Origin of the sequence: Cellulomonas hominis, assembly GCF_005239125.1 — a bacterium.
GTDB classification, from domain to species: Bacteria; Actinomycetota; Actinomycetes; order Actinomycetales; family Cellulomonadaceae; genus Cellulomonas; species Cellulomonas hominis_A.
On the sequence record NZ_SZYE01000220.1, the window covers coordinates 1 to 5449 of the forward strand.

Consider the following 5449-nt stretch of genomic DNA (forward strand, 5'->3'; position numbering starts at 1 on the left):
CGACGGGGTCGATCAGGCCGACGGCCGCGAGCACGCCCGCCGCGACCGCGGCGGCGCCCAGGAGCGCCGGCTGCGGGTCGGGCCGGCGCGCGACCCAGCCCTCGCGGGCGCGGGCGGCCCTCCCCCGGGGGCGTGGCGCCGGAGCGACGACGTGCACGACCGCGCCGTCGGACACCTGCGCGGCCACCGGGGCGGCCAGGTCCAGCACGTGCCCGGCGGAGTCGAGGGCGAGCATCCCCGGCAGGAGCGGCACGCCGGCGGCGGCGAGCAGCTCGCCGAGGGTGCGGCCGGCGTCCAGGGCGACGTCGAGGCGACGGGCGCCCAGGTGCACGGCGACGCGCGTCAGGGGTGCGCCGGTCGCCTGCACCGTCACGCGCTCTCCCTCCGCCGGTCGCGCGCCCGGCGGGGCGTCGGCGGCGGTCCCGCCCGCCCCCGGGCGCGGCGCCAGTCATGCTATGCGGTCAGGGCCGGTCAGCACCCCGGTCGTCCCCCGGTGCGGGCGCACCGCGGCGAGGATCGCCCGGACGGTGGAACGCCGACCGCCCCGCGCGCGCCCGTGCGGGTAGGTTGACGCCACAGGAACGTCGGGGGGCGTCTGGCTCCCCGCCCGGCAGGAGGGACCGAGCGCCGACGATGTCGATCGCGCCGCAGCAGGGGACGCGCCTCGAGCCGCCCGCCGTCCCCAGCGGACAGGTCGTCCTGCAGCCCCCGCCCGAGATCCAGGCCTCCGACGGCATCAGCGGGATGCTCGCGAACGCGATCCCCATGCTCGGCTCGGTAGGCTCGATCGTGTTCGTCGCGACCACGCAGCCCGGCCCGCGCGGCTTCATCACGGCCGGCATGTTCCTGCTGGCGTCGCTCGGGTTCGTGGGCGTCAACGGCTGGCGGCAGCGGTCGCAGCACCAGGCCCAGGTCGTCGGCGCCCGGCGCGAGTACCTCGCCTACCTGTCCGACCTGCGGAACTCCGTCCGGCAGGCCGCGGGCGCCCAGCGCCGGGCCGCCGAGTGGGCCTCCCCCGACCCGCGCGCCCTGCCGGCCGTCGCCGAGGAGCGCACCCGGGTGTGGGAGCGCCGGTCCCAGCACGACGACTTCCTGGTCGCACGGGTCGGCGTCGGGTCGCAGCCGCTCTGCCTCGACCTCGAGGCGCCGCAGACCCCGCCGCTGGCGCAGCTCGACCCGGTCGCCGCGTCCGCCGCGCACCGGTTCCTGGTGACCCACCGGGTGCAGCAGGGCGTCCCGCTCGCGTTCGACGTCCGGTCCGTCGCCCGCATCGAGGTCACCGGCGCGGCCACCGAGACGCGCGCCCTCGCCCGGGCCGTGGTCAGCCAGCTCGCGACGTTCCACGCGCCCGAGGACCTGCAGATCGCCGTCGTGGCGAGCGACGCCGCCCTCCCCGAGTGGGACTGGGTCAAGTGGCTGCCGCACGCCCACTCGACGCGGTCCCGGGACGCCGTCGGCGCCGCCCGGATGATCGGCACGACCCTCGCCGACGTCGAGTCGCTCCTCCCCGAGGACCTCGTCGACCGCCCCCGGTTCGGCTACGCCGCGGAGGCGCCGCTGCCGCACGTGCTGGTCGTCGTCGACGGCGGGCACGTCCCGGTCGGCAACGCGATCCTCACCACCGACGGCGTGCTCGGCGTGACCGTGCTGGAGCTGCCCGACCGCTGGGACGAGCTCGACGAGCCCACCACGCTGCGGCTCAACGTCGGCGCCGCGGTCGCGACCGAGGACGCCGTGCGCGCGCCGGTCGACGTGCTGCGGCTCGGCAACGCGCCCGTGCGGGTCGAGGGCGACCAGATGTCCGTCGCGGACGCCGAGGCCACCGCGCGCCGCCTGCTGCCGCTGCACGTCGAGTCCGGGCCGGAGCGCGGCGACGAGGAGGTGTCGTCCGAGCTGGTCGACCTGCTCGGCGTCGGCGACGTCCGCGACCTCGACCTGGACGTCGCCTGGCGGCCGCGCCTGCCCCGCGACCGGCTCCGGGTGCCGATCGGCGTCACGCCGCAGGGCCAGCCCGTCGCGCTCGACATCAAGGAGTCCGCCCAGCAGGGCATGGGCCCGCACGGCCTCATCATCGGCGCGACCGGCTCCGGCAAGTCCGAGGTGCTGCGGACGCTGGTGCTGGCGCTGGCGATGACGCACTCGTCCGAGGACCTGAACTTCGTCCTGGTCGACTTCAAGGGTGGCGCGACCTTCGCCGGCATGGCCGACATGCCGCACGTCTCCGCGATCATCACGAACCTCGGCGAGGAGCTCACGCTCGTCGACCGCATGCAGGACGCCCTGCAGGGCGAGATGGTCCGCCGCCAGGAGCTGCTGCGGGCCGCGGGCAACTTCGCCAACGTCGCCGACTACGAGAAGGCCCGCAAGGGCGGCCGCACCGACCTGGCCCCGCTGCCGGCCCTGCTCATCGTCTGCGACGAGTTCTCCGAGCTGCTGTCCGCGAAGCCGGAGTTCGTCGACCTGTTCGTGACGATCGGCCGCCTGGGCCGGTCGCTGCAGATGCACCTGCTGCTGTCCTCGCAGCGGCTGGAGGAGGGCCGGCTCCGCGGGCTCGAGTCGCACCTGTCCTACCGGATCGGCCTGCGCACGTTCTCCGCCGCCGAGTCGCGCACCGTCCTCGGCGTCCCCGACGCGTACACGCTGCCGCCCGTCCCGGGCATGGGCTACCTCAAGCCCGACACCACGACGATGATCCAGTTCCGCGCGGCCTACGTGTCCGGCCCGCCGAAGGCACGGCGCCGGGCCGCGGCCGGCGGCACCGTCGCGGGGACCGGGCTGACCCGGCTGGAGTCGTTCACCGCAGCGCCCGTGCTCGGTGCGGTCGAGGTCGAGCCCGCGACCACCGAGGTCGTGGTCGCCGAGCCCGAGGACGCGCGCGCGACGTTCGACATCGCCGTGCAGCGGATGAAGGGCCAGGGCCCGCCCGCGCACCAGGTGTGGCTGCCGCCGCTGGTCGTCCCCCGCACCCTCGACGAGCTCATGCCCGACCTCGTCGCCGACCCGCGGCTGGGCCTGGTGTCGCCGGGCTGGCGCGCCGCGGGCACGCTCACGGTCCCGCTCGGCACCGTCGACCGGCCGCTGGAGCAGCGCCGGGAGAACCTCACCGTGTCCCTCGGCGGCGCGGCGGGCCACATGGCCGTCGTCGGCGCCCCGCGCACCGGCAAGAGCACCGTCCTGCGCTCCGTCGTCACCGCGCTGGCGCTCACGCACACGCCGCTCGAGGTGCAGTTCTACGTGCTCGACTTCGGCGGCGGCACGTTCGCCCCGCTGGCCGGGCTGGCGCACGTGTCCGGCGTCGCCTCCCGGGCCGAGCCCGACGTCGTGCGCCGGACGGTCGCCGAGGTCGAGTCGATCGTCGACGAGCGCGAGCGGTACTTCCGGGCGAACGGCATCGACTCCATCGAGACCTACCGCACCCGCCGCGCGCAGGGCACCGCCGACGACGGCTACGGCGACGTGTTCCTGCTCGTCGACGGCTGGTCCACGATCCGCGCCGAGTTCGACGAGCTGGAGCCGCGCATCCAGGCGCTCGCCGGCCGCGGCCTCACGTTCGGCGTGCACCTCGTGGCGTCCGCCGCGCGCTGGATGGACTTCCGCACCCAGGTGAAGGACCTGTTCGGCACGCGGCTGGAGCTCCGGCTCGGCGACCCGATGGACTCGGAGATCGACCGCAAGGTCGCCGTCAACGTGCCCAAGGACCGACCGGGCCGCGGCCTCGCGGTGTCGAAGCACCACGTGCTGACCGCCCTGCCCCGCGTCGACGGCGACTCCTCCCCCGACACCCTCGGCGCCGGCGTCACGCACCTCATCCAGACCGTCAACGCCGCCTGGCAGGGCCCCGCCGGCCCCAAGCTCCGGCTGCTGCCCGACGAGGTCACCCTCGACCACGTCCGCTCCGACGCCCGCGCCGACGCCCGCCGGCTCCTGCTCGGCATCGACGAGGCCGCGCTCGCCCCGGTCGGGATCGACGTCGCGGAGGAGCCGCACCTGTACGCGTTCGGCGACGGCGGCTCCGGCAAGTCCGCGCTGCTCCGGGCCGTGGCGTCCGAGATCCGCCGGCTGCACACCCCGCAGCAGGCGCAGATCTTCGCCGTCGACTTCCGGCGGTCGCTGCTCGGCGAGATCCCCGAGGAGTACCTCGCGGGCTACTTCACCACCCAGGACCAGGCCGCGGCCGAGATCGCCGGGCTCGCCGACTACCTGCGCACCCGGCTGCCCGGGCCGGACGTGACCCCCGAGCAGCTCCGGTCGCGGTCGTGGTGGACCGGCGCCGAGGTGTACGTGATCGTCGACGACTACGACCTCGTCTCGACGACCACGGGCAACCCGCTGCAGCCGCTCGTGCCGCTGCTCGCCCAGGCCGGGGACGTGGGCCTGCACCTGGTGCTGGCCCGCCGGTCGGGCGGCGCCGGGCGTGCGATGTACGAGCCCGTCCTGCAGGCCCTGCGCGACCTCGCCGCCCCGGGCATCGTGATGTCCGGCAGCCCGGACGAGGGCGCGCTGGTCGGCGGGGCGAAGCCCGTGCCGTCCGTGGCCGGGCGCGCCCAGCTGGTCACCCGCGACGAGGGCCGCCAGGTCGTCCAGCTGGCCTGGACCCCGCCGACCCTCTGACGGGCGCCCGCGTCACCGAGGGGGTGGTCGACACGTCGAGCGTGCATCCGCCGGATACTCTCTCGACGCGTCGGATGCCCACTCGCCGAGCGAGGCGTGGGCGGCGCGGCCGGCCCCGGTCCCCCCGGCCCCGGGGCGGCGCGCCTGCCGGGAGTACCGGCTCCGCCCCATGCTGCCGTCCGGTGAGCGTCGCCGGCCTCACCCGCCGGGGGTGAGTGCGGCCGCGGCTCTCGACCCGGGGCGGCTACGCCTGGACGACGGTGATGCGACGGCTGCCCAGGACGAGGGTCCAGCCGGCGCCGACCCGGGCGGGCTGTCCCGGCGGGAGGCTCCAGGGCTTGCCCGCCGCGTCGAGCAGCACGGTCCCGTTGGTGGAGCCGCGGTCGAGGACGTCCAGGCCGCCGTCGACCGGCCAGAACGCCAGGTGGGTCGACGAGACCGACTGACCGGGGTCGTCGATCGTGACCAGGTGGGCCCACTGCTCGGTCCCCGGGACCGGGCGGCGCCCGACGAGGCCCGGGCCGGTGACGGCGACGCGCTCGCCGGTGTCGAGCACGAGGGCGAGCGTGGACGACGCCGCGTCGAGCGAGCCCGCCCAGCGGCCGACGCGGGTGTGCTCCAGGTCGCCGAGGCTCGCCGTCGGGACGGTGCTGTCGGGCAGGTCGAGCGGGGTGTCGGTCGTGGGGGTGGGGGCCGTGGCGGTCGAGGGCGCGGACGAGGCCGCGTGCCGGGGCGCGGTCGCCACGGTGGGCGTCGCTGCCGGACCGGGCGCGGTCACCGTCGGCTGCGCGGGCGCGTCCGGCGGGGTGATCGGCGCGTCGGGCGCGGTCGCCGCGGG

Annotated in this window: 2 protein-coding genes and 1 pseudogene; 1 reads left to right on the forward strand and 2 read right to left on the reverse strand. The window is 76.5% G+C overall.

What is annotated here, in order from left to right:
- Nucleotides 1-373, reverse strand: a 373-nt coding sequence (locus tag FA014_RS17465) for a hypothetical protein (protein WP_154730909.1), incomplete at its 3' end; no start/stop codon positions are given.
- 260 nt (nucleotides 374-633) lie between these two features.
- Between FA014_RS17465 and eccCa the strand changes: the two genes are divergently transcribed.
- Entirely contained in the window at nucleotides 634-4611 is a 3978-nt protein-coding gene (gene eccCa, locus FA014_RS17470) for a type VII secretion protein EccCa (protein ID WP_154730910.1), read from the forward strand.
- 244 nt (nucleotides 4612-4855) lie between these two features.
- Here the strand turns inward: eccCa and FA014_RS20220 are convergent.
- Nucleotides 4856-5449, reverse strand: a pseudogene (locus FA014_RS20220) (FHA domain-containing protein); the annotation flags it as partial.